This is a genomic window from Tsukamurella sp. USMM236, assembly GCF_037148755.1.
Taxonomy (GTDB): domain Bacteria; phylum Actinomycetota; class Actinomycetes; order Mycobacteriales; family Mycobacteriaceae; genus Tsukamurella.
In genome coordinates this window covers 484228-506636 of the sequence record NZ_JBBCSS010000002.1, presented here as the reverse complement: position 1 = coordinate 506636, position 22409 = coordinate 484228, and the positions used below count along the sequence as shown (strand labels likewise).

20 protein-coding genes are annotated in these 22409 nt (G+C 72.0%); 15 read left to right on the top strand and 5 right to left on the bottom strand.

Going from position 1 to position 22409, the window contains the following annotated elements:
* Window positions 1–87: 87 nt before the first annotated feature.
* From WFK95_RS08300 to WFK95_RS08275, 6 genes are all read left to right on the top strand, one after another.
* On the top strand, window positions 88–2196 hold the full coding sequence (locus tag WFK95_RS08300; RefSeq protein WP_336670423.1) for a RecQ family ATP-dependent DNA helicase: 2109 nt from the start codon (window positions 88–90) through the stop codon (window positions 2194–2196).
* Between the two features lie 101 nt (window positions 2197–2297).
* Window positions 2298–2636, top strand: a complete 339-nt coding sequence (gene yajC / locus WFK95_RS08295; protein ID WP_224644989.1) for a preprotein translocase subunit YajC — start codon at window positions 2298–2300, stop codon at window positions 2634–2636.
* Between the two features lie 83 nt (window positions 2637–2719).
* Window positions 2720–4282, top strand: coding sequence for a protein translocase subunit SecD (gene secD / locus WFK95_RS08290; protein ID WP_224644990.1), 1563 nt, complete (start codon window positions 2720–2722; stop codon window positions 4280–4282).
* A complete protein-coding gene (gene secF, locus WFK95_RS08285) occupies window positions 4279–5415 on the top strand; it encodes a protein translocase subunit SecF (RefSeq protein WP_336670422.1) in 1137 nt (378 codons plus the stop codon). Before secD ends, secF begins: the two co-directional genes overlap by 4 nt.
* Window positions 5408–5968, top strand: a complete 561-nt coding sequence (locus WFK95_RS08280; RefSeq protein ID WP_224644992.1) for an adenine phosphoribosyltransferase — start codon at window positions 5408–5410, stop codon at window positions 5966–5968. The genes secF and WFK95_RS08280 overlap by 8 nt, the downstream gene beginning before the upstream one ends.
* A gap of 39 nt (window positions 5969–6007) precedes the next feature.
* The gene (locus WFK95_RS08275; RefSeq protein ID WP_224644993.1) at window positions 6008–8350 is read left to right on the top strand and encodes a RelA/SpoT family protein; all 2343 of its coding nucleotides are present in this window, start codon (window positions 6008–6010) and stop codon (window positions 8348–8350) included.
* A gap of 83 nt (window positions 8351–8433) precedes the next feature.
* Here the strand turns inward: WFK95_RS08275 and WFK95_RS08270 are convergent, their stop codons facing one another.
* Window positions 8434–9567 carry a peptidylprolyl isomerase gene (locus WFK95_RS08270; protein ID WP_224644994.1) on the bottom strand — a complete coding sequence of 378 codons (1134 nt, stop codon included), beginning with the start codon at window positions 9565–9567 and terminating at the stop codon, window positions 8434–8436.
* 108 nt (window positions 9568–9675) lie between these two features.
* On the opposite strand from WFK95_RS08270, the gene WFK95_RS08265 reads away from it, so the two are divergent.
* From WFK95_RS08265 to WFK95_RS08235, 7 genes are read left to right on the top strand one after another with little or no spacing between them, the layout of a single operon-like run.
* Window positions 9676–10413 carry an MBL fold metallo-hydrolase gene (locus WFK95_RS08265; RefSeq protein ID WP_224644995.1) on the top strand — a complete coding sequence of 246 codons (738 nt, stop codon included), beginning with the start codon at window positions 9676–9678 and terminating at the stop codon, window positions 10411–10413.
* A complete protein-coding gene (hisS, locus tag WFK95_RS08260) occupies window positions 10410–11708 on the top strand; it encodes a histidine--tRNA ligase (protein ID WP_336670421.1) in 1299 nt (432 codons plus the stop codon). The genes WFK95_RS08265 and hisS overlap by 4 nt, the downstream gene beginning before the upstream one ends.
* Window positions 11709–11713: 5 nt before the next feature.
* The gene (locus WFK95_RS08255; RefSeq protein WP_224644997.1) at window positions 11714–12406 is read left to right on the top strand and encodes a hypothetical protein; all 693 of its coding nucleotides are present in this window, start codon (window positions 11714–11716) and stop codon (window positions 12404–12406) included.
* A 54-nt stretch (window positions 12407–12460) separates the two neighbouring features.
* Window positions 12461–13501, top strand: a complete 1041-nt coding sequence (locus WFK95_RS08250; protein ID WP_336670420.1) for an Rv2578c family radical SAM protein — start codon at window positions 12461–12463, stop codon at window positions 13499–13501.
* Window positions 13502–13534: 33 nt separating this feature from the next.
* Window positions 13535–13924 carry a metalloregulator ArsR/SmtB family transcription factor gene (locus WFK95_RS08245; RefSeq protein ID WP_224644999.1) on the top strand — a complete coding sequence of 130 codons (390 nt, stop codon included), beginning with the start codon at window positions 13535–13537 and terminating at the stop codon, window positions 13922–13924.
* Window positions 13921–14409, top strand: coding sequence for an SRPBCC family protein (locus WFK95_RS08240; protein WP_224645000.1), 489 nt, complete (start codon window positions 13921–13923; stop codon window positions 14407–14409). The genes WFK95_RS08245 and WFK95_RS08240 overlap by 4 nt, the downstream gene beginning before the upstream one ends.
* A gap of 46 nt (window positions 14410–14455) precedes the next feature.
* Window positions 14456–15610 (top strand): GTP-binding protein, encoded by a 1155-nt coding sequence (locus WFK95_RS08235; protein WP_336670419.1) that lies wholly within the window; start codon window positions 14456–14458, stop codon window positions 15608–15610.
* Here the strand turns inward: WFK95_RS08235 and WFK95_RS08230 are convergent.
* Complete coding sequence (locus WFK95_RS08230; protein WP_336670418.1) at window positions 15604–17154, bottom strand: glycerol-3-phosphate dehydrogenase/oxidase; 1551 nt, start codon at window positions 17152–17154, stop codon at window positions 15604–15606. The genes WFK95_RS08235 and WFK95_RS08230 overlap by 7 nt on opposite strands.
* On the bottom strand, window positions 17151–17759 hold the full coding sequence (locus WFK95_RS08225; protein WP_224645003.1) for a TetR/AcrR family transcriptional regulator: 609 nt from the start codon (window positions 17757–17759) through the stop codon (window positions 17151–17153). The genes WFK95_RS08230 and WFK95_RS08225 overlap by 4 nt, the downstream gene beginning before the upstream one ends.
* A gap of 15 nt (window positions 17760–17774) precedes the next feature.
* Between WFK95_RS08225 and WFK95_RS08220 the strand changes: the two genes are divergently transcribed.
* Both WFK95_RS08220 and WFK95_RS08215 read left to right on the top strand, forming a co-directional pair.
* Window positions 17775–19364 (top strand): FAD-binding oxidoreductase, encoded by a 1590-nt coding sequence (locus WFK95_RS08220; RefSeq protein WP_336670417.1) that lies wholly within the window; start codon window positions 17775–17777, stop codon window positions 19362–19364.
* Window positions 19361–20242, top strand: coding sequence for a diacylglycerol/lipid kinase family protein (locus WFK95_RS08215; protein WP_224645005.1), 882 nt, complete (start codon window positions 19361–19363; stop codon window positions 20240–20242). Before WFK95_RS08220 ends, WFK95_RS08215 begins: the two co-directional genes overlap by 4 nt.
* 3 nt (window positions 20243–20245) lie before the next feature.
* On the opposite strand, the gene WFK95_RS08210 is transcribed toward WFK95_RS08215, so the two are convergent.
* Together WFK95_RS08210 and WFK95_RS08205 are read right to left on the bottom strand one after the other, a co-directional pair.
* On the bottom strand, window positions 20246–21877 hold the full coding sequence (locus tag WFK95_RS08210; protein ID WP_224645006.1) for a DUF885 domain-containing protein: 1632 nt from the start codon (window positions 21875–21877) through the stop codon (window positions 20246–20248).
* 55 nt (window positions 21878–21932) lie between these two features.
* Window positions 21933–22109, bottom strand: coding sequence for a hypothetical protein (locus tag WFK95_RS08205; protein WP_336670416.1), 177 nt, complete (start codon window positions 22107–22109; stop codon window positions 21933–21935).
* Window positions 22110–22409: the final 300 nt, after the last annotated feature.

The following is a 22409-nucleotide window of genomic DNA, read 5'->3' as shown; positions in this document are numbered from 1 at the left end:
GATCGCGTCGCTGCGGGACCGCAGCGGCGGCGCGTGTCGGTGGGTCCGTCTAGCCTCGGGGTGCAACCGATCAGGGGAGTCGCGGCGATGACGGAACGAATGCTCACGGGAGAACGGGCGGAGCGGGCCCGGCGGGTGATCGAGGCCCTCGCCGGGCCCGGCGCCGCGCTGCGGGACGACCAGGAGACGGCGGTTTCGGCGCTGCTCGAGCCCGCGGCGCGCGTGCTCGTGGTGCAGGCCACGGGCTGGGGGAAGTCCGCCGTGTACTGGGTGGCCACCGCGTTGCGCCGGGCCGAGGGGGCGGGCCCCGCGCTCATCGTCTCGCCGCTGCTCTCGCTCATGCGCGACCAGGTCGCCGCCGCCGAACGCGCCGGCCTGCGCGCAGCCACCCTGAATTCGTCCAACTTCGAGGAGTGGAACACGATCGAGGCGGCGCTCGCCGCCGGCGAGATCGACGTGCTGCTCGTCTCGCCGGAACGACTCGCGAACCCGTCCTTCGGGCGGCGCGTGCTCGACGCTCTCGAGGGCTCGCTCGGCCTGCTCGTGATCGACGAGGCGCACGCGGTCTCGGACTGGGGCCACGACTTCCGGCCGGACTACCGCCGCGTGTCCGACGTCCTCACCCGGCTGCACCCGCAGACCCCGGTGCTGGCCACCACCGCCACCGCCAACGCCCGCGTCACCGAGGACGTGGCCGCCCAGCTCGGCGACGCCACGCTGGTGCTCCGCGGGCCGCTCGCGCGCCGGTCGCTGCAGCTCAACGTCCTGCCGGCGCTGGCGCCGATCACCCGGTACGCGTGGGTCGCCCGGCACCTGCCGGACCTGCCCGGCTCGGGCATCGTCTACGCGCTGACGGTGGCCGACGCGGAACGGCTCGTCGACGGCATCCGCGCGGTCCACGGCCCCGGGTACCCCGTGGCCGCGTACACCGGCAAGCTCGACCCGGACACCCGCGCCCGCCTCGAGGATGCGCTGCGCGCGAACGAGATCAAGGCGCTCGTCGCCACCTCGGCGCTCGGCATGGGCTTCGACAAGCCGGACCTGGGCTTCGTCGTGCACGTCGGCTCGCCGCCCTCGCCGGTCTCGTACTACCAGCAGGTCGGCCGTGCCGGCCGCGCCATCGACCACGCCGTCGTCGCGCTGCTCCCGTCGGAGTCCGACGCGGGCGTCTGGGACTACTTCGCCACCGCGACCATTCCCGATCCGCAGCTGATGGACCGCGTGCTCGCGGCCCTCGCCGACGACGAGACGGGGGGCGGGCAGTCCGCCATCGCGCTCGAGGCCTCGACCGGCATCCGGCGCACCCGGATCGACCTCATGCTCAAGCAGCTCGCGGTCGACGGCGCCGTGGAGCGGGTGGAGGGCGGCTACCGCGCCACCGGCGCGCCCTGGCACTACGACGGCGCCCACTACGACGGGATCGTCGCCACCCGCCGCCGAGAGGCGGACATCATGCGGGCCTACACGCGCGGCGAGCGCTGCCTGATGCAGCTGCTCACCGAATCGCTCGACGATCCCGAGGCCGCGCCCTGCGGCCGCTGCTCGGTCTGCCTCGGGCACGTCCCCGACGGACTGGGCGAGCCCGTCCCGCCGGACACCGCGCGGGCGGTCGCGGGGGCGCTGCGCTCCCAGAGCCAGGTGCTCGAGCCGCGCAAGATGTGGCCGGGCGGCGTCGCGGGCCGCAAGGGCCGGATCCAGCCCGACCTCGCGGCCGAGCCCGGCCGGGTGCTGGTCTTCGCGGACGCCCCGGAGTGGACGGGCACCGTCGGGGCGGCGCGCTCCGGCGATTCCCAGGCGATCGCCGACCTCGCCGACGCCGCCGTCGCGGCGCTCTCGCGGTGGCGCGACCAGTGGCGCGCCCGGCCCGAGGTCGTCGCCTCCCTGCAGCTGACCGACCGCCCGGCCCCCGTCGAGCCGGTCGCCGACCGCATCGCCGAGGTGGGCCGGCTGGACCGCGTGAGCCTGCCGGTGCCGCGCGGCCCGGCGCCCGGGCGCGACGCCTCCGGGGCACAGGAGGCCGCGCACTGGCTGGACGCGATCGACGCCGCTCCCGCCGCGGAGGCGGTCCGCGGCAGATCGGTGCTCCTCGTGGTCGACGAGTCCGGTACGGGCTGGGCCGTGACCGTCGCGGCGGCCCGGCTCCGGGAGGCCGGAGCGGCCGTGGTGTTGCCGCTGGTGGTGCACCGTCCCGCCTGACCCGCGCGAGATGTGGAACACTGGAACACCGAGTGCCGCTCAACACTGGGTGGCCGCATATGCGGGCCTACCGCGACCCGACCACGGAGGATTAACCAATCATGGGCAATTTGCTGCTGCCCCTTCTGCTCGTCCTGATGCTCGTCTTCATGTTCTTCCAGTTCCGGAAGCAGAAGAAGCAGATGAACGAGACCATGGAGATGCAGGCCGCCCTCACCGTGGGTACCAAGGTCATGACCAGCACGGGCCTGTACGGCACCGTCGTCGGCCTCGGCGAGGACACGATCGACCTGGAGATCGCCCCCGGCATCAGCACCACCTGGGTGCGGCGCGCCGTCGCCAAGGTCCTGACCCCGGAGGAGCTCGACGCTCCGTCGATCGAGACCATCACCGAGGACGAGGGCCAGATCGACCTGGACAAGCGCTCCGAGGACCGCTGACCCGCATCACCGTCACCACCGACGAACTTCTCCGGCGGACCTCCGCCGGGGAAGTTCTCCACGCCGAGGAGTCGTAACCGCCCGTGGCCAGGAAAACATCGAGCAGCGACCGCACCGAGTCGCGGCTCCTCATCGCCTTCGGGCTGATCTTGATCGCGGTCTTCGGGCTGGTGTTCTTCACCGGTGACCGCGAGCCGACGCCCAAACTCGGCATCGACCTGCAGGGCGGCACCTCCGTCGTGCTGCAGGCCGTCACGCCCGACGGGAAGGCGCCCGAGGCGGAGAAGATGGAGCAGGCGCGCGACATCATCAACAAGCGCGTCAACGGTCTCGGCGTCTCCGGCTCGGAGGTCAAGATCAGCGGGCGGAACCTGATCATCACCGTGCCCGGCTCCGACGGCGACCAGGCCCGCACCCTCGGCCAGACGGCCCAGCTCAAGGTGCGCCCCGTGCTGGCGACGCAGGCGGCTCCCGCGGTCAACACGCCCGCGCCCGACCTGACCGATCCGGCGGCCGCGAAGAAGGCGATCGACGAGGCGCGCGCCACGCGCCAGTCGACCGACCCCGCGGTGCAGAAGAAGGCGATCGAGACCCTCAACTGCAACGCCCCGTCGGACCCGCTGGCCGGCAACGACGACCCGTCGAAGCCCCTCATCACCTGCGATCGGCCCGACGAGCGCAAGGAGGGGCAACCCAGCGCCGTCTACACGCTGGGCCCCGCGATCATCGACGGTCAGTCGATCAAGAACGCCTCCTCGGGTATTCCGCAGAACCAGGTCCAGTACGTCGTGACCCTTGAGTTCACCGGCGAGGCCTCCCGGGTGTGGGCGGACTTCACCTCGAAGAACGTCGGCAAGCAGGCCGCCTTCGTCCTCGACTCGCAGGTCATCACCGCGCCGAACATCAACGGCCCGATCACCGGCGGCCAGACCCAGATCACGGGCGACTTCAACCAGCAGACGGCCGGCGACCTGGCGGGCGTGCTCAAGTACGGCTCGCTGCCGCTCTCGTTCAAGCCCGGCACCGCGCAGACCGTGAGCGCGACGCTCGGCTTCGAGTCCCTCAAGGCCGGCCTCATCGCCGGCGCGATCGGCCTGGTCCTCGTGCTCATCTACGCGCTGGCCTACTACCGCGCGCTCGGCGTGCTCGTCGCGCTGTCGCTGGCGCTGTCGATCGCCCTGCTCTACGGCCTCCTCGTGCTGCTGGGCCGGTGGATCGGCTACTCACTCGACCTCGCGGGCATCGCCGGCATCATCATCGGCATCGGCATGACCGCCGACTCCTTCGTCGTCTACTTCGAACGCATCAAGGACGAGATCAGAGAAGGCCGGAGTTTCCGGTCCGCGGTCCCACGCGGCTGGGCGAGCGCCCGCCGCACCATCTGGACGGGCAACGCGGTCTCGCTGCTCTCCGCCGTCGTGCTGTACGTGTTGGCGGTGGGCGACGTGCAGGGCTTCGCCTTCACGCTCGGCCTGTCGACCATCCTCGACGTCGTCATCGTCTTCCTCGTGACGCACCCGCTCGTGTACTTCGCATCGAAGACCGAGTTCTTCGCCAAGCCGTCGATGAACGGCCTCGGCGCCGTGGCCGCGATCGGCCGTGAGCGCAAGCGCGCCGCAGCTACCACCGGGGAGGCGTCCGCATGACCGACACCAGCATCGAGAGCGAGAAGAAGGCCTCGTTCTTCACCAAGCTCTACACCGGCACCGGCGCCTTCGACATCGTCGGCAAGCGCAACCGGTACTACCTCGCGACCGGTGTCATCATCGTGATCGCCATCCTGGGCATCCTGATCCCCGGCTTCAAGTTCAGCATCGACTTCGAGGGCGGCACGCAGATCTCGTTCCCCGTGGGGAACGCCCAGGTCGACACGGCCAAGGTGCGCGAGACGGTGCGCGAGGCGACGGGCGTCGAGCCCTCGGCCGTGCAGACCGCCGGCACCGGCGCGGCGCAGACCTACCAGGTGGCGCTGTCCGAGCTGAGCAACAACCAGATCACCCAGGCGCGGGACGCCCTGTTCGAGACCTTCCACCCGCCCGCGCAGGACGGCAAGCCGGCCGAGAACACGATCAGTTTCTCGGGCGTGAGCTCGACCTGGGGCGATCAGATCACCCAGCGCGGACTCCTGGCGCTCGCGGTCTTCCTCGTGCTGGTCACGGTGTACATCGCCGTCCGCTTCCGCGAGTGGGACATGGCGCTCGCCGCGCTCGCGTCGCTGTTCTTCGACGTGGTGGTCACGGCCGGCGTGTACGCCTGGTCCGGTTTCGAGGTCAGCCCGGCGACGGTGATCGGCCTGCTCACGATCCTCGGCTTCTCGCTGTACGACACGGTCGTCGTCTTCGACAAGGTCGAGGAGAACGTGCGCGGCGTGCTCAACACCAGTAGGCGCACGTACGCCGAACAGGCGAACCTCGCGATCAACCAGACGCTCATGCGCTCGATCAACACCACAGTGATCTCGGCGCTGCCGATCATCGCGCTGATGGTCGTCGCCGCCGGCATGCTCGGCGTCGGCACGCTCATGGACCTGGGCCTGATCCAGCTGGTCGGCGTCGTGGTCGGCACCTACTCGTCGGTCTTCTTCGCGGCGCCGCTGCTGGTCACGCTCAAGGAGCGCCGCCCGCAGTACAAGGCGCACAACGAGAAGGTGCTGGCCCGCCGGGCGCGCGCCGAGGCAGGGGAGACCGCCGACGCGGTGGCCGCGACGGATTCGGGCGCGGTGCAGCTCGACAAGGCGCCGGCCCGCCCGCAGACCAAGCGCAGCCGTCGTCGTGACTGACGCGGCCCGCGCGGCCGTCGCCGCGCACACGCGGCACGTCGCCGGCTTCCCGGAGCCGGGGGTGGTCTTCGCGGACCTCACGCCGGTCTTCGCCGACGGTGCCGCACTCGCCGCCGTCATCGACGGACTCGCGGCGGCCGGTCGCGGGCCGGACGGCGACGCCACCGTCGACCTGGTGGCCGGGCTGGACGCGCGGGGCTTCCTCCTGGGTTCCGGCGTGGCCCTGCGCCTGGGCGTGGGCACTCTCGCGGTGCGGAAGGCCGGCAAGCTGCCGCCGCCCGTGCTGCGTGAGGAGTACCAGCTCGAATACGGCTCCGCGGCGCTGGAGATCCCCGCGGAGGGCATCGCGCTGGAGGGCAAGCGGATCCTCATCGTCGACGACGTGCTCGCCACCGGCGGCACCGTCTCGGCGGCGGTCGCGCTGCTGCGGCGCGCGGGCGCGATCGTCGACCGCGTCTCGGTCGTCCTCGAGCTCGAGGCGCTCGGCGGACGCGCCCGACTGCAGGAATTGCCCGGCGGTGCCATCGCGGTGTCGGCTATCTCGGTAGGCTGAATCCCTAGTCCAGTCACGTCGTCCGGGCGGGGAGGCACCATGTCGCTGCAGTCTCAGGGTTCCGACTCCGCGGGTACGCCTGTCGCCTCGTCGCAGCCGGCCCCGCCCAACCTCGAGACGACGGGCTCGACCACCCGCCGGGTCCGGGCGCGCCTCGCCCGCCGGATGACGGGCACGCGCAACCACGTCCGGCCGGTCCTGGAACCGCTGGTGGCCCTGCACCGGGAGGTGTATCCGAAGGCGGACGTCGCGCTGATCGAGCGCGCCTACGACGTCGCGGAGCAGCGGCACGCCAGCCAGATGCGCAAGTCGGGCGACCCGTACATCACCCATCCGCTGGCCGTGGCGACGATCCTCGCCGAGCTGGGCATGGACACCACGACGCTGGTCGCGGCGCTGCTGCACGACACCGTCGAGGACACCGGGTACACGCTCGAGCAGCTCACCGCCGAGTTCGGCTCCGAGGTGGCGCACCTCGTGGACGGCGTCACCAAGCTCGACAAGGTGGCGCTCGGCAACGCCGCCGAGGCCGAGACGATCCGCAAGATGATCATCGCGATGGCCCGCGACCCGCGGGTGCTGGTGATCAAGGTCGCGGACCGGCTGCACAACATGCGCACGATGCGCTTCCTGCCGCCGGAGAAGCAGGCCCGCAAGGCCCGCGAGACCCTCGAGGTGATCGCGCCGCTCGCGCACCGCCTGGGTATGGCGACGGTGAAGTGGGAGCTGGAGGACCTGGCCTTCGCCATCCTCCACCCGAAGAAGTACGACGAGATCGTGCGGCTCGTCGCCGACCGCGCACCGTCGCGCGACACCTACCTGGCGGCCGTGCGCGCCGAGATCAACGGCGCGCTGTCGGCCCAGCGGATCGTCGCCGACGTGCAGGGACGGCCCAAGCACTACTGGTCGATCTACCAGAAGATGATCGTCAAGGGCCGCGACTTCGACGACATCCACGACCTGGTCGGCGTGCGGATCCTGTGCGACGAGGTGCGCGACTGCTACGCCGCGGTCGGCGTGGTCCACTCGCTGTGGCAGCCGATGGCCGGCCGGTTCAAGGACTACATCGCGCAGCCGCGCTACGGCGTCTACCAGTCGCTGCACACCACGGTGATCGGCCCGGAGGGCAAGCCGCTCGAGGTGCAGATCCGCACCCGGGAGATGCACCGCACCGCCGAGTTCGGCATCGCCGCGCACTGGCGGTACAAGGAGACCAAGGGGCGCTCCGGCGGCGGCGCCAAGGGCTCGGACCTGACCGAGGTCGACGACATGGCGTGGATGCGCCAGCTGCTCGACTGGCAGCGGGAGGCCGCGGACCCGGGGGAGTTCCTCGAATCGCTCCGCTACGACCTCGCGGTCAAGGAGATCTTCGTCTTCACCCCCAAGGGCGACGTGATCACGCTGCCCGCGGGTAGCACCCCCGTGGACTTCGCCTACGCCGTGCACACCGAGGTGGGTCATCGGTGCATCGGCGCCCGCGTCAACGGCCGGCTCGTGGCGCTCGAGCGCAAGCTCGAGAACGGCGAGGTCGTCGAGGTCTTCACCAGCAAGGCCGAGAGCGCGGGCCCGTCGCGCGACTGGCAGACGTTCGTCGTCTCCCCGCGGGCCAAGGCCAAGATCCGGCAGTGGTTCGCCAAGGAGCGCCGCGAGGAGGCGCTGGAGAACGGCCGCGACGCCATCGCCAAGGAGGTGCGCCGTTCGGGCCTCCCACTGCAGCGCCTGACGAACGCGGAGTCGATGGCGGGGATCGCCAAGGAACTGCGCTACGCGGACGTCTCCGCGCTGTACACGGCCGTGGGCGAGCACCAGGTGTCCGCGCACACCGTCGTGCAGCGGATGCTCGAGCAGCTGGGCGGCATCGAGGAGGCGACGGAGGAGCTGGCCGAGCGCAGCACCCCGTCGACGATCTCGGGTCCGACCGCGACGACCGACGTGGGCGTGCTCGTCACCGGGCAGCCGGGCGTGCTCGCGAAGCTCGCCAAGTGCTGCACGCCCGTGCCGGGCGACGAGATCGTCGGCTTCGTGACCCGCGGCGGCGGCGTCAGCGTGCACCGCACCGACTGCACCAACGTCGCCGAGCTCCGCAAGGAGCCCGAGCGCTTCCTGGACGTGAAGTGGGCGCCGTCCGCGTCGTCGGTGTTCCTGGTCGCGATCCAGGTCGAGGCGCTCGACCGGCACCGCCTGCTCTCGGACGTGACGAAGGTGCTCGCCGACGAGAAGGTCAACATCCTCTCCGCCTCGGTGACCACGTCGCGCGACCGGGTCGCCGTGTCGCGCTTCACCTTCGAGATGGGGGACCCGAAGCACCTCGGGCACGTGCTCAACGTCGTGCGCAACGTGGAGGGCGTCTACGACGTCTACCGTGTGACCTCGGCGCAGTAGCGTTCCGCCGGCACCGCACGGTCGCGGCGCGCCCCGAACGACGAAGGCCCCCGCCGGAGCGGGGGCCTTCCTCGTACGTCGGACTACTGGCCGGCGAGGGCCATGGTGGTGATGTTCACCGGGTCCTTGGGCTTACCGTCGGTGACGGGGGTGCCCGGCTTCGGGGCCGGGTCGCCCGGCTTCGGGACGATGCCCTTCTTCGCGATCATCTGCAGCACGGTCAGGCCGGCGTCATCCGTCTTGCCGATCACCGAGTAGTTCGCGGGCAGCGTGGTGTCCTTGTAGACGAGGAAGAACTGGCTCGAGCCCGTGTTGTAGGTGCCCTCCTGGCCCGTCTGCGGGTTCGACTGCTGGTTCGCGTTCGCGACGGCGATCGTCCCGGCCGGGTAGATCACGTTCTGCGAGGCCGCCATCGGGTTGGCCTCCGCGGTCGCCGGCTTGAGGAACTTCGGCGCCTCGTCGGGCGAGGTCCAGCTCGGGCCGCCGAGGCCGGTGGCCGACGGGTCGCCGCACTGCAGCACGTAGAGGCCGCTCTTCTTGTCGGCGGCTTCGCTGGCCGTCTCGCGGTGGCAGGTCGTGGCGTCGAAGAACTTGGCCTGCATCAGTGCGACGAAGGTCTCCACGTTGCACGGCGCCTTCGAGCGATCGAGCTCGAAGCCGATGGGGCCCGCGTTGGTGGTGATGGTGCCCGTCATGGTGCCGGTGTTCGGGACGTCCTTGCCCTCGGGCTTGGTGAGCGACTTGTTGCGCTCGGCGAGCCTGTCCAGCTGCGGCAGCTGCTTCTCCGCCTCCGCGATCGTCTTCTCCGAGGCGTCGGTCTGCTCGATCGCCGCGTCGATCTGCTGCTTGAAGGAGGCCTGCTGATCCGCGGGCATCGTCGGCAGGCGCTTCTGCGCGTCGGCGATCTGGGTACGCATCGTCGCGATCTGCTTCTTCTGCGCGTCGAGGTTCTTGCGCGCATCGGCCGCGGGGTCGCGGTCGCCGAAGTCACAGGTCACGTGGAGCGACTTGTACTTGTTCTCCGCGGCCACGCGCAGGGGAGCGCGGGGACCCGCCGGGACCCAGATGTAGGCGGCCACGACGGCGGCCACCGCCACCACGGCGACACCTGCTCCGATGGCCTTCACCTTGCGCTTGCGCGCGTCGGACTCACGCCGCTCGTTCTGCTTGGCCAGCTTCTCGCGGGCTGCCTGGCGGCGCTCTTCATTGCTCGGCACGGTGTGACGACCTCCTCATTACCGACATCCGGCGGGCACAACTGATCGCCAAGTCTGCCAGCTAAACCTGATAGACGCCGTCACCGGGTCTGGTGCCACAATGGTCGGATGCTGATCACCGGATTCCCCGCGGGGGTGTTCCAGACCAATTGCTACGTCGTCGCGGCCGGTCCGGACTCCGACGCCGTCGTCATCGACCCCGGTCAGGACGCCGTCGCGCCGCTCAAGCAGTTGCTGGCCGAGCATCGCCTGAACCCGGTCGCGGTCCTGCTCACGCACGGTCACCTCGACCACACGTGGACCGCGCAGCCCTTCGCCGACGAGTACGGCATCCCCGTCCACATCCACGACGGCGACCGGGCGATGCTCGCGGATCCCGCCGTCGGCATCGGCGCCGCGCTCGGCGCGATGATCGGCGACCAGGTCTTCGTCGAGCCGCAGAAGGTCATCGACCTCGTCGACGGCGAGCCCGTCACCCTCGCCGGGATCACGTTCGGCGTGGACCATGCGCCGGGCCACTCCGCGGGCTCGATCGTCTTCACCGTCGAGGCCCCCGCCGTCGACGGTGCCGGAACCCCTGTCGAGGGCGAGACCGTCACCGTCGCCTTCGACGGCGACGTACTGTTCCAGGGTTCGATCGGCCGGACGGACCTGCCGGGCGGCAGCCACGAGCGGCTCCTCGAATCCATCGCGGCGAAGCTGCTGCCCCTGCGCGACGACACCGTCGTCCTGCCCGGGCACGGCCCCGCCACCACCATCGGACGGGAGCGGGCGTCGAACCCGTTCCTGCAGGGCCTCACCGGCACGCAGACGCCGGGTGAGCGGAAAGGACGATACGGACTGTGAGCGCCGGTAGCTTCCAGGCTCCCAAGGGCATTCCCGACTACATCCCGGTGCCGTCGGGGGAGAAGAACAGCTCCGCCGACTTCCTCGCCGTGCGCACCGCGCTGCTGCGGGCGACCGCCGAGGCGGGATACGGCTACATCGAGCTGCCGATCTTCGAGGACACCACGCTGTTCGCGCGGGGCGTCGGCGAGTCGACGGACGTGGTCGCGAAGGAGATGTACACCTTCGCCGACCGCGGCGACCGCTCGGTGACGCTGCGCCCCGAGGGCACCGCGGGCGTGGTCCGCGCGGTGCTGCAGCACGGCCTCGATCGCGGCCAGCTGCCGGTGAAGGCGGCCTACGCGGGCCCGTTCTTCCGCTACGAGCGTCCCCAGGAGGGGCGTTACCGGCAGCTGCAGCAGGTGGGCATGGAGGCCATCGGCGTGGACGACCCGGCGCTGGACGCCGAGGTGATCGCCGTGGCGGACCGGGCCTACCGCAGCGTCGGGCTCGACGGCTTCCGGCTGGAGGTCTCGAGCCTCGGCGACGCGACGTGCCGCCCGCAGTACCGCGAGAAGCTGCAGGAGTTCCTCTTCGCGCTCGACCTCGACGAGGAGACCCGGCGTCGCGCCGAGATCAACCCGCTGCGGGTGCTCGACGACAAGCGGCCCGAGGTCAAGGCGATGACCGCCGATGCGCCGCTCATGATCGACAACCTCACGGCGGAGCCGAAGGAGCACTTCGAGAAGGTGCTCGGCTACCTCGACGCGCTGGGCGTGCCCTACGTGGTCAACCCGCGGCTGGTCCGCGGGCTCGACTACTACACCAAGACCTGCTTCGAGTTCGTCCACGACGGCCTCGGCGCGCAGTCGGGCATCGGCGGCGGCGGCCGGTACGACGGCCTCGTCGAGCAGCTCGGCGGCCGCGAGGGCGTCACCGGCGTCGGCTTCGGGCTCGGCGTCGACCGCACGCTCCTGGCGCTCACGGCGGAGGGGAAGCGCGCACCGGCGGCGCCCCGCGTGGTGGCCTTCGGCGTGCCGCTCGGGGACGCCGCGCGCGACGCCATGGTGCCGCTGCTCGGCCGCCTGCGCCTGGCCGGCGTCGCGGCCGACATGGCCTACGGGAACCGCGCCATGAAGGGCGCGATGAAGGCCGCGGACCGTTCGGGCGCCCGCTTCGCGCTGATCCTGGGTGATGCGGAGCTCGAGCAGGGCGTCGTCATGGTCAAGGATCTGGCGAAGGGGGAGCAGCGCGCGCTCCCGATCGATACCGTCGTGGACGTGATCGTGACCGAGAGCGCCGAGAGCGCAGGGTAGCCCGCGTGTCGTCCAGTCCCGCCGAGCCCGGCGCCCGCGACCCGCGGGAGCTGAGCGCGGAGGACGCCGTCGATGTGGATCTGATCCCGCCCCGCGTGGTGCTGCCGAAGGTGCGCCGCGCGGTGGCGGTGGGGCTTCTCGTTACCGTCGTGGTCGCCGTCGTCGTGACCGTTGTGGCGGGCCCGGTGTGGGGCACCGCGGTGCTGCTCGCCGGTGCCGCGCCGGGCCTGGGCGGGTACCTCGGCGTCGCGCGGCGGCGCGTGGTGCTCGATCACCGCGTGCTCACCCGGCGGACGCTGCGCACGCAGCGGGTCAACCTCATGGACGCCGACGAGGTCGACCTCGTCGCCGAGGTGGCGCGGTTCGCCCAGGTGTCGTTGCGCATCCGGCACGGGAGGACGACGGTGCGCCTCCCGGTCGCCCTGTACGAGGGGCCCGGCCGGGGCCGGGTGCGCGGCCGCGAGCTGCCGATGCTGGGCACCCGCCGGCTCGCGGAGGCGCTGGACCGCAACCGTCGCGCGGAGGTGCGTGACATCGGGCGGGTGCTCGCGGAACAGTCCAGGTCGCAGGCCTCGTCGACGCCGATGCGCGACCGCCCGCTGTTCCGCGCGGCCGGGATCGCGCGGGAGGTCGGCGGCGCCGAGGAGCTGGTCTTCACGGCCGACGAGGTGGACGAGATCGCCCGGCCGCCGTGGTAGACGCGCGGTGTTCGAACGCTTGACTGCGCTCGAACAAAATGTTCGACTAGCGGTGTGCGATGGGACGGTCAGCTGCTGAGTGATGCCGGTTCGGGCGTGCGTGCGCTGCCCGGCCTCGAGGGCGTGGGGCGCACGGTCACGACGCCCGAGTTCGAGGGCATCACCTTTCACGAGGTGCTCTGCAAGAGTGCGCTGAACAAGCTGCCGGAGTCCTCGGCGATGCCCTTCTCCTGGACCGTCAATCCGTACCGCGGGTGCACCCATGCGTGCACGTACTGCTTCGCCCGGTCGAGCCACGAGTACCTCGAGTTCGATGCCGGCGGCGATTTCGACTCGCAGATCGTGGTGAAGACGAATCTCGTCTCGGTGCTCAAGAAGGAGCTGCGCCGCGCGTCGTGGAAGGGCGAGCCGGTGGCGCTCGGCACCAACACGGACCCGTACCAGCGCGCCGAGGGCCGGTACCGGCTCATGCCCGGCGTCATCGGGGCGCTGGCCGGCGCGGGCTCGCCGATCTCGATCCTCACCAAGGGCACGCTGCTGCGGCGCGACCTGCCGCTGCTCACCACGGCCGCGACGCGCGTGCCGGTGCAGCTGTCGGTGTCGCTGGCGCTGCTCGATCCTGAGCTGCAGCGCTCGCTCGAGCCCGGGACGCCGAAGCCCGAGGCCCGGTTGGAGCTCATTCGGGCCATTGCGGACGCGGGCTTCGACTGTCACGTGATGGTCGCGCCGGTCGTGCCGTATCTCACTGACGACGCCGTCTCGCTGCGTGCGCTGATCGCGGCGCTCGCGGATGCCGGGGCGGCCAGCGCCTCGGTCATGGCGCTGAATCTCACGGGGCGGTACCGGGACTGGTTCCTCGGGTGGCTGTCGGAGAATCATCCGATGCTGGTGCGGCGCTACCGCCAGCTGTACGGCTCCACCGGCCGGGTCTCGGCCGACTACCGCACGCACCTGCGCGCCCGCGTCACGCCGATGCTCGAGGAGTTCGGGCTGCTGCGCCTGGAGGATCCGTATGCGAGCCCGCCGCAGCGTGCGCCGCGCACCCCGCGGGTCCACGGCTCCGCCGCGCCGGACCTGCAGGAGTCGCTCTTCTAGACAGGTGCGTAACCAATGCGTTACGCTTCTGAGGTGAGCGTCTTCGCGGCCATCGCCGACCCGGTGCGTCGGCGGATCGTGCTGCTGCTGAGCGCGGCTCCGATGACCGCGGGGCAGATCGCCGCCGAGTTCGACATCAGCCGGCCGGCTGTCAGCCGGCATCTGCGCGTGCTCCGCGACGCGGGCGTCGTCGAGGGCGGACCGTCGGGCGAGGACGGGCGCGAGCGCTCGTACGCGCTGCGGCTCGCCGCTCTCGAGGAAGTCGACGGCTGGCTGGCGCGGGTTCGCGGCCCCGCCCGGCTCGCGGGCCTGCTCGCCTCGCCCGCGCTGGACACCGAGGTGCGCCGCACCCGGCGCGACCACGCCCGCGCCGCGGGCGGGACCACTGAGATCGACGGACCACGAGAACGGGGAACGGCATGACCAAGCAGGCGACGGGGCGCGTGGAGCCGACGGACGGCGGACGCGACCTGATTCTCGAGCGGTACTTCGACGCGGGCGTCGACGACGTCTGGGCCTCGATCACGGAGCCGGAGCGGACGGCGCGGTGGTTCGGCCCCTGGACGGGTGAGCCCGGCGTCGGATCCGTCGTGCAGGTGACGATGGGCTTCGAGGAGGGCGCTCCCGTCATGCCGATGACCATCACGGCGTGCGAGCCGCCCCGCAGGCTGGGCGTGCACTCCAAGGACGAGTACGGCGAGTGGAACCTCGAGGCGCTCGTCGAGCGGGACGGTGACCGCACCCGGCTGACGTTCGTCCACCACCTCGATGCCGCGGCCAACGCCACGGAGGTGGGGCCGGGCTGGGAGTACTACCTCGACGCGCTCGTCGCCGCCGAGACCGGCAGTGCGACACCCGATTTCGGCGACTACTTCCCGGCGATGTCGGTGCACTACGGCGGCGAGTGACGGGGCCGCCCTCGCGCCACTAATGAAAACGATTACTATTAGTGGCATGACCGACTCAGCCCCACTGCCCGTCACCGTCCTCTCCGGCTTCCTCGGCGCCGGCAAGACCACGCTCCTCAACCACCTGCTCACCAATCGCGACGGCCTGCGCGTCGCGGTGATCGTCAACGACATGAGCGAGGTCAACGTCGACGCCGCGCTGGTCGATCTCGGCGGCTTCGATCGCACCGAGGAGAAGCTCGTCGAGCTCAGCAACGGGTGCATCTGCTGCACCCTGCGCGAGGACCTCGTCGACGCCGTCGGGGCGATCGCGCGCCAGCGCACCCCCGAGGGGCTGCCCCGCTTCGATCACCTCGTCATCGAATCCACCGGCATCTCCGAGCCCATGCCCGTGGCCGCGACGTTCGACTGGACCTTCGACGACGGCAGCCGTCTCGGCGACCTCGCCGCCCTCGACACGATGGTCACCGTGGTCGACGCCAGCACGTTCCTCGGCGAGATCGCGCGCGGTTCCAGCCTCGCGCAGCGCGGCCTCGGCGCGGCCGCGGGCGACGAGCGGTCCATCGCCGACCTGCTCATCGACCAGGTCGAATTCGCCGACGTCGTGCTCATCAGCAAGCTGGATCTGGTCTCCGCCGCGGCCGGCGGCGCGGTCGAGGCGACCGTGCGGCGGCTCAATCCACGGGCGCGGGTGCGGCCGCTGCCGCGCGGCGAGATCGCGGTCGCCGAGGTGATCGGCACCGGCCTGTTCGATCACGAGGCCGCGTCGTCTGTCGCCGGATGGGACGACGAGGTGATTGGCGGCCACACGCCCGAGACGGAGGAGTACGGCATCTCCTCGACCGCCTACCGGGCCGACCGGCCGTTCCATCCGCAGCGGCTGCTCGAGTCGCTGGCGGAGGTGCGGGCGGTGCTCCGGAGCAAGGGCTTCTGCTGGATCGCGAGCCGTCCCGACCTGGTGGGCGTCTGGTCGCAGGCCGGGCCGAACCTCACCATCGAGCCCGCCGCCTACTGGTCCCAGGTCGACGGTGCGCCGCAGCAGGAGCTGGTCTTCATCGGCGTGCGCCTCGACGCCGAGCGGATGCGGGCCCTGCTCGACCGCGCGCTGCTCACCGACGACGAGGTCGCCGAGGGGCCGGCAGCGTGGGTGGAGTACCCGGACCGGCTACCGGCGTGGAACGTTCCGGCACACCGTCACTGAGCGGTGAGGGCGCGCCTGGCGGCACCCGTCGCCGCCGCGGCGACCTCCGGGATGAGCGCTAGGCGCGTGCGGCGCTCGAGCAGGTCCTCGGCCGTGATCGCGCCCTCGACGAGCGCGCCGAAGGCCAGCTCCGCGCCGGTGATCTCGGTGCCGTCGGCGACCGGCGCGGCGAGCGCCGGGTCGGCCGCGCCGAGCGCGACGACGACGGGAGCCTCGGTGCCGTAGGCTCGGACCAGCCGCTCCGGGGCGTCGACGCGCCGCAGGGCGTCCCGCGTCGCGGCGCCGACCAGGGGCAGCGTCCGGGTGACGCAGGGGCCGGCGGTCAGGCCCGATGCCGCGAGGGCGGCGTCGACGGCGTCCTCCGCCATCCGGCGGTACGTCGTGAGCTTGCCGCCGACCACGGTCACGAGGCCGTCGCCGCGGGTGAGCACCGCGTGCTTGCGGGAGACGTCGGCCGTCCGCCCCTCGCCGGAATCGAGCAGCGGGCGCAGACCGGCGAAGGTGCCGACGACGTCGTCGCGGGTCAGCGGCGTGCCGAGGGCCAGGTTCACCGTCGCGAGCAGGAAGTCGATCTCGGTGTCGGACGGCGTCGGCACGTCGGGCAGCGGACCGTCGGCCTCCTCGTCCGTGAGGCCCACGTAGACGCGCCCGTCCGGTTGCGGCAGCGCGAAGACGTACCGACCGAAGGCGCCGGGCACGGGCACCGTCAGGCCCGCGGTGAGCCCGCCGAACGTCTCCTGCCGGAACACGAGATGCGTGCCGCGGCTGGGCCGCAACGCGATCGCCGGGTCGACGGTGCCCGACCACACGCCGGTCGCGTTGACCACGGCCTTCGCGCGGACGGTCACCGAATGGCCGGTCAGCTCGTCGGTGATCGTGGCGGCGGTGCCCGTGACCTGCGAGGCGGCGCAGTGGGTGAGGATCGCCGCGCCGTGGCTCGCGGCGGTGCGGGCGATGCCCACGGTGAGCCGGGCGTCGTCGGTGAGCTGGCCGTCCCAGTTGAGGAGGCCACCCCGCAGGCCCGCGCGACGCACGGTGGGGGCCATCGCGATGACCTCTCCCGCGGAGATGCGGCGCGACCGGGCCAGCTCGGACGAAGGGGTGTGGGCGGCCAGGCGCAGCGCGTCCCCGGCGAGGAAGCCGACCCGGGTGAGCGCGGCGTCGCGGCGCCGGACGTCGCCGAGGAGTGGAACCACCTGGGGGAGAGGCCGGGTGAGGTGCGGAGCGATCACCCGGATCAGGGCGTCGCGTTCCACGGCACTCTCGTAGGCGATCCCGACTGCGCCGGAGGCGAGGTAGCGCAGGCCGCCGTGCACGAGCTTCGAGGACCAGCGGCTCGTGCCGAACGCGAGGTCGTGCTTCTCGACCAGCGCGACGCGCAGGCCGCGGCTCGCGGCGTCGAGCGCGACGCCGGTGCCGGTGACCCCGCCGCCGATGACAAGCAGGTCAACGGAGGGGTCGGCCGTCAGTGCGGCGAGGTCGGCGGAGCGGCGGGCGGCGGAGAGCCGGGAGGCGGGATCGATCGACTCGACGGTGGCGGTCACGGCGCGAGGTACCGGTCGATGAGGTCGAAGAGCTGGGCGTCGAGCAGGTCGGCGGACTCGGTGAACACGGGCCCGGTGAGCGCGGACGACCACGCGAGCTGCAGCACGACGGCCGCGTGCTCGGCGGGCTCGCCGGCGCGGATGCTGCCGTCGGCCTGGCCGGCGGCGATCCCGCCGGTGATGGCCTCCAGCTGGGCGCGCGACGTCCGGCCGGTGCGGTGCAGCAGGTAGGGCATGAGGAACTCGGGATCGAGCTCGATGATGCGGCGCAGCAGCGGGTGCGAGCGGGCAGCCGCGGTCACGTGCACGACGGTGCGCGCGACGGTCTCGCGGCCGGTGGCGCCGTCGAACAGGCCGACGCCGGTGAGCGCGGCGACGAACTCGCGCGTGGTCACGGCGGCGGCCAGGGCCTGGACGTTCGGGTAGCGGCGGTAGAGCGTGGCGCGGGAGACCTGCGCGGTGCGGGCGACGTCGGCCATCGTGGTGCGGCGGATGCCGATGGTGGCCATCAGGTCGCGCGCGGCGTCGAGGATCAGCTCGTCGTCGACGGCGTTGGCGGGTCCGCGCGTGGACGTTCCCCGAGGATTGAGATCCTGCGACATCATGTGTACAAATGTATCATGACTTCGTCCGAGGTGGATCTGCCCGTCGTCGCTTTCGAGCCCGGCCGCTGGGGTGATCCCGCGAACCCCATGCACCTGTCCGAGTCGGTGCTCGGCGCCCTCACGATGCTCGGCATCGAGGGCGGTCCCGGGGAGCCCGAGCAGCCCTTCCTCATGCCGTCGCGCGTCTCCGGCCGGGCCCTCGCGGCCCTGCAGAAGACGGGTGTGACGGTCGCCACCGACGACGCTACCCGGCTCGCGCACCTGCGCGGCTACTCCACGCCGGACCTGCTGAAGTTCCGTGCCGGCGACACCTCCGACGCGCCCGACGCGGTCGTCGTTCCGGCGACCGCGGAGCAGGTCGCCGAGGTGCTCGCCGTGTGTGCGGCCAAGGACCTCACGCTCAGCCCGTTCGCCGGCGGCACGTCCGTCACCGGCGGCCTCGCGCCCGAGCGCACCCGCCCCGTCGTCGCGCTGGACCTGCGCGGCCTGTCCGGCCTGATCGGCCTCGACGCGGTCTCTCAGATCGCGACGCTCGCAGCCGGGACCCGCCTGCCCGAGGCGGAGCGCCTGCTCGTGGAGCACGGCTACGAACTCGGCCACTTCCCGCAGTCCTACGAGGGGGCCACCGTCGGCGGCTGCGCCGTGACGCGGTCCGCCGGGCAGTCCTCGATCGGCTACGGCCGGTTCGACGAGATGGTCGTCGGGCTCACCGTCGCCACGCCGCAGGGCGTCGCCGAGATCGGCACCGCCCCCAAGTCCGCCGCCGGCCCCGACCTGCGACAGCTCTTCCTCGGCTCCGAGGGCGCCTTCGGCGTCGTCACCGCCGTCCGCGTCCGGGTGCACCCCGTCCCGACGGTCCGCCGCTTCTACGGCTGGCGCTTCCCCGGCTTCGCGGCCGGCGCGAACGCCATGCGCGTGCTGGCCCAGAGCTCCGTCCGCCCGACGGTGCTGCGCCTGTCCGACGAGGCGGAGACCGGCCTCAACCTCGCGAACCCCGGGGCCGCCGGTCAGGCGGCCGTCGGCGGGTGCCTGATGGTGGTGGGCTTCGAGGGCGACGAGCCCGATGTCGACTGCCGCGACGGCTACGTCTCCGCGCGCCTGATCGAGCTGGGCGGCGAGTTCCTCGGCGCGGAGCCGGGGGAGGCCTGGCGCGCCGGGCGGTTCCGCGGCCCGTACCTGCGCGACCCGCTGCTCGACGCGGGCGCGCTCGTCGAGACGCTGGAGACCGTCACCTTCTGGTCGAACGTCGACCGGCTCAAGGCCGACGTCACCGCCGCGCTCACCACCGCCCTCGGCGAGCAGGGCACGCCGGCCGTGGTCATGTGCCACATCTCGCACGTCTACCCGACCGGCGCCTCGCTGTACTTCACCGTGATCGCGAAGGCTCTGGAAGATCCACTGGCCCAGTGGGGTGCCGCGAAGGCCGCCGCCAACGCCGCGATCCGCGCCGCGGGAGCGTCGATCACGCACCACCACGCCGTCGGCACGGACCACCGCGCCACCTACCTGGAGGAGGTCGGCGACGTGCAGGTGACCGCGCTCCGTGCGGTCAAGGAGGCCCTCGACCCGCAGGGCGTGCTCAACCCCGGGATCCTGCTCCCGTGACCGCCACGGATGTCATCGCCGTCCTCAACCCGATCTCGGGCGGCGGGATCGCGCGCACCCGGTGGGCCGCCGTCGCCGAGGAGTTGGCCCGCCGGGACGTCTCCACGGACGTCGTCGAGTCGACGTCGAGCACCGACGCGCGGCGGCTCGCTGAGGAGGCCGCCGCGTCGGGCGCGCTGACTGTCGCGGTCGGCGGCGACGGCCAGATCCGCGAGGTCGCCACCGGCGTCCTCCGCGTGCCGGGCGCACCCATGGGCATCGTCACCGCGGGCCGCGGCAACGACATGGCCCGCCACCTGCGCATTCCCGACGAGGCGTCGGCCATCGCCGACGTGCTCACCGACGGCCGCCGCAAGGACCTCGACGTGCTCACCGTCGGCGGCGAGATCGCCGTCGGCAACGTCTACGTCGGCCTGGACTCGGTGGCCACCGAGCTGATCAACAAGCTGCGCTGGATGGGGCCGCTCGCGTACCGCCTCGCCCCGGCGATCGCCGCGCTCCGCTGGAAGCCCGCCGCCTTCCGGATCGAGGTCGACGGTGCCGTCCACGAGGGCCCGGTGCACATGGTGGTGATCGCCAACTCCGGCTGGTACGGCAGCGGCCTGCACATGGTCCCCGCCGCGGCGTCCGACAACGGCCGCATCGAGGTGCTCGCCGTCGACGGTGCCGGGAACAAGCTCAAGCTCATCAGCGCGATGGGGGAGGCGAAGACCGGCGCCCACGTCGCGCGGGCCGAGGTCCTGACCTTCAGCGGCCAGGAAGTCGTCGTCAGCGCCGACCGCCCGATCCCCGTTCACGCCGACGGCGACTACCTGCAGGAGCTGCCCGTCACCGTCGGGATCCGCACCGCCGTCCTCCCGGTCCTCGTGCCCCGCTGACGCTCAGACGATCGCGGCGCGCAGGGTGTCCAGGCCCATGCCGCCGAGCGCCAGGGCGTCGCGGTGGAAGTCCTTGACCGTCGATCCGGGGTGCGCGGCGAGGTAGGCGTCGCGGGTCTGCTGCCACACGCGCTGGCCCACCGAGTACGACGGTGCCTGCCCGGGCCAGCCGAGGTAGCGGTGGTACTCGAAGCGCAGTTGCTCGTCCGACATGGCGACGTGCGAGCGGAGTAAGGCCCAGCCCTTGTCGTAGGTCCAAGCCCCGCCGCCGACCTCGGCGGGCGCCTCGAAGTCGCAATGCACGCCGATGTCGAGAACGACCCGCGCCGCGCGGAGGCGCTGGGAGTCGAGCATGCCCATGAGGTCGCCGTCGTCGTCGAGGAATCCCAGGTCGCGCATCAGGCGTTCGGCGTACAGCGCCCATCCCTCGCCGTGGCCGGAGGTGAACGAGTAGAGCTTGCGCCACCGGTTGAGCGGCGCGATCACGGCCTGCCCGATCTGCAGATGATGGCCGGGCACGCCCTCGTGATAGACGGTCGTCTTCTCCTGCCAGGTGTGGAACTCGGTGACACCGGGCGGCACGGACCACCACATCGAGCCCGGCCGGGTGAGGTCCGCGGACGGGCCGGTGTAGTAGATCCCGCCGTTGCTGCTCGGCGCGATCCGGCAGTCCAGGTGATGCAGCTCGGCGGGGATGTCGAAGTGCGCGCCCGCGAGCGCGGCCACCGACTCGTCCGACGTGCGCTGCATCCACTCGCGCAGAGCGTCGGTGCCCTGCAGCGCGTACCGCGGCTCGGTGTCGAGCCTCGCCAGGGCCTCCGCGACGGTCGCGCCCGGGTACAGGCGGGCCGCCACCTCGTTCTGTTCGGCGACGATCGAGGCGAGGAGTTGCCGGCCCCAGGCGTAGGTCTCCTCCAGATCGACGGCCGTGCCCAGGAACACTCGTGAGTGGAGCGGGTACGCCTCCCGCCCGACACCGAGGCCGCCGGGCTGGTCCACGGCGATCGCCGAGGGGGCGATCTCGGTCTCGAGCACCTCCGCGAATCGGCTGAAGGACGCGCGGATCTCATCGGTGAGGCCCGGCGCGACGTCGGCCGCCCGAGCGGCGTTGGCCGCGACCTGCTCGCCTGCCTCGCGGGCCTGCGCTAGTACTTCGCGGACCTGGAGCGCGGGGAAGGGCCAGGCCCCGTCGGCGAGGCGGGCCCGCAGGCCGGAGACGGCCGACTCGACCGCCTGCGGCACAGCCGCGAGGCGCGGCGCGAGGCGCGGGTCCCCGTCGGGCATGAGGTCGAAGACGTCGCGGATCGCCTGCAGTGGGGAGGCGATGACGTTGAGGTCGCCGACGGTCCGCCCCGCGTCCGCGAGCTCGATCTCGACGCCGAGCCGCTCGCGTAGCGCGTCCGCGGTGACCCTGTCGGCGTCCGACTCCGGCGTCAGTGTTGCGAGCTCGGCGAGCGTCTCGCGCGCGACGACGATCCTGGCGGCGACGCCCGCAGGGGAGAAGTCGGTGAGCCGGTCGTCGAAGTCGGTGATCCCCACCGCGGTGGCCTCGATCGGATCGACCTCGGCGAGCCGCAGGGCCAGACGGTCCGCCAGGGCGTCGATCGGCGTGGGGGTGGGAGTGGTGTCAGCCATGCCCCGAGGTTAGGGGAATCGTGGCCGGAAGGGGATCGGGTTGTTCGCGCACCGCTCAGTGCCTGCGGTCGCGGCGATCGGAGTACGCCGACGCGGCGCCGTTCAGCGCAGCGATGCAGAGCAGGGCCACGGCCGTGAGCGCCCAGAATCCGGGAGTGCCCCAATGCATGTGGTGCGCGAGCTCGAAGGTCTCCTTGAGCGCGATGAGCGCGGCGCCCGCGGCCACGATCATCCGCGCGCGCGACCGCGAAGTAGCGGGCCAGGTTCGCCGACTGCGCCGGAGTCAGCACCGTCGTGAGGGTCCTAGATCGCCTGCAGCGGGATCACGTTGAGATCCCCGACGGTCCGTCTACCTCGGCCAGGTCGATCTCCACGCCCAGCCGCTGGCGAAGCGCGTCCGCGGTCACCCGGTCGGCGTCTGATTCGGGGCGAGGACCGCGGTGGTCTCGATCGGATCGGCTGGACGGTGCACAAACTGGTTGTCCAGCGCATCGATCGGGGTGAGAGTGGGCGGCGTGGCGGTCACTCGACG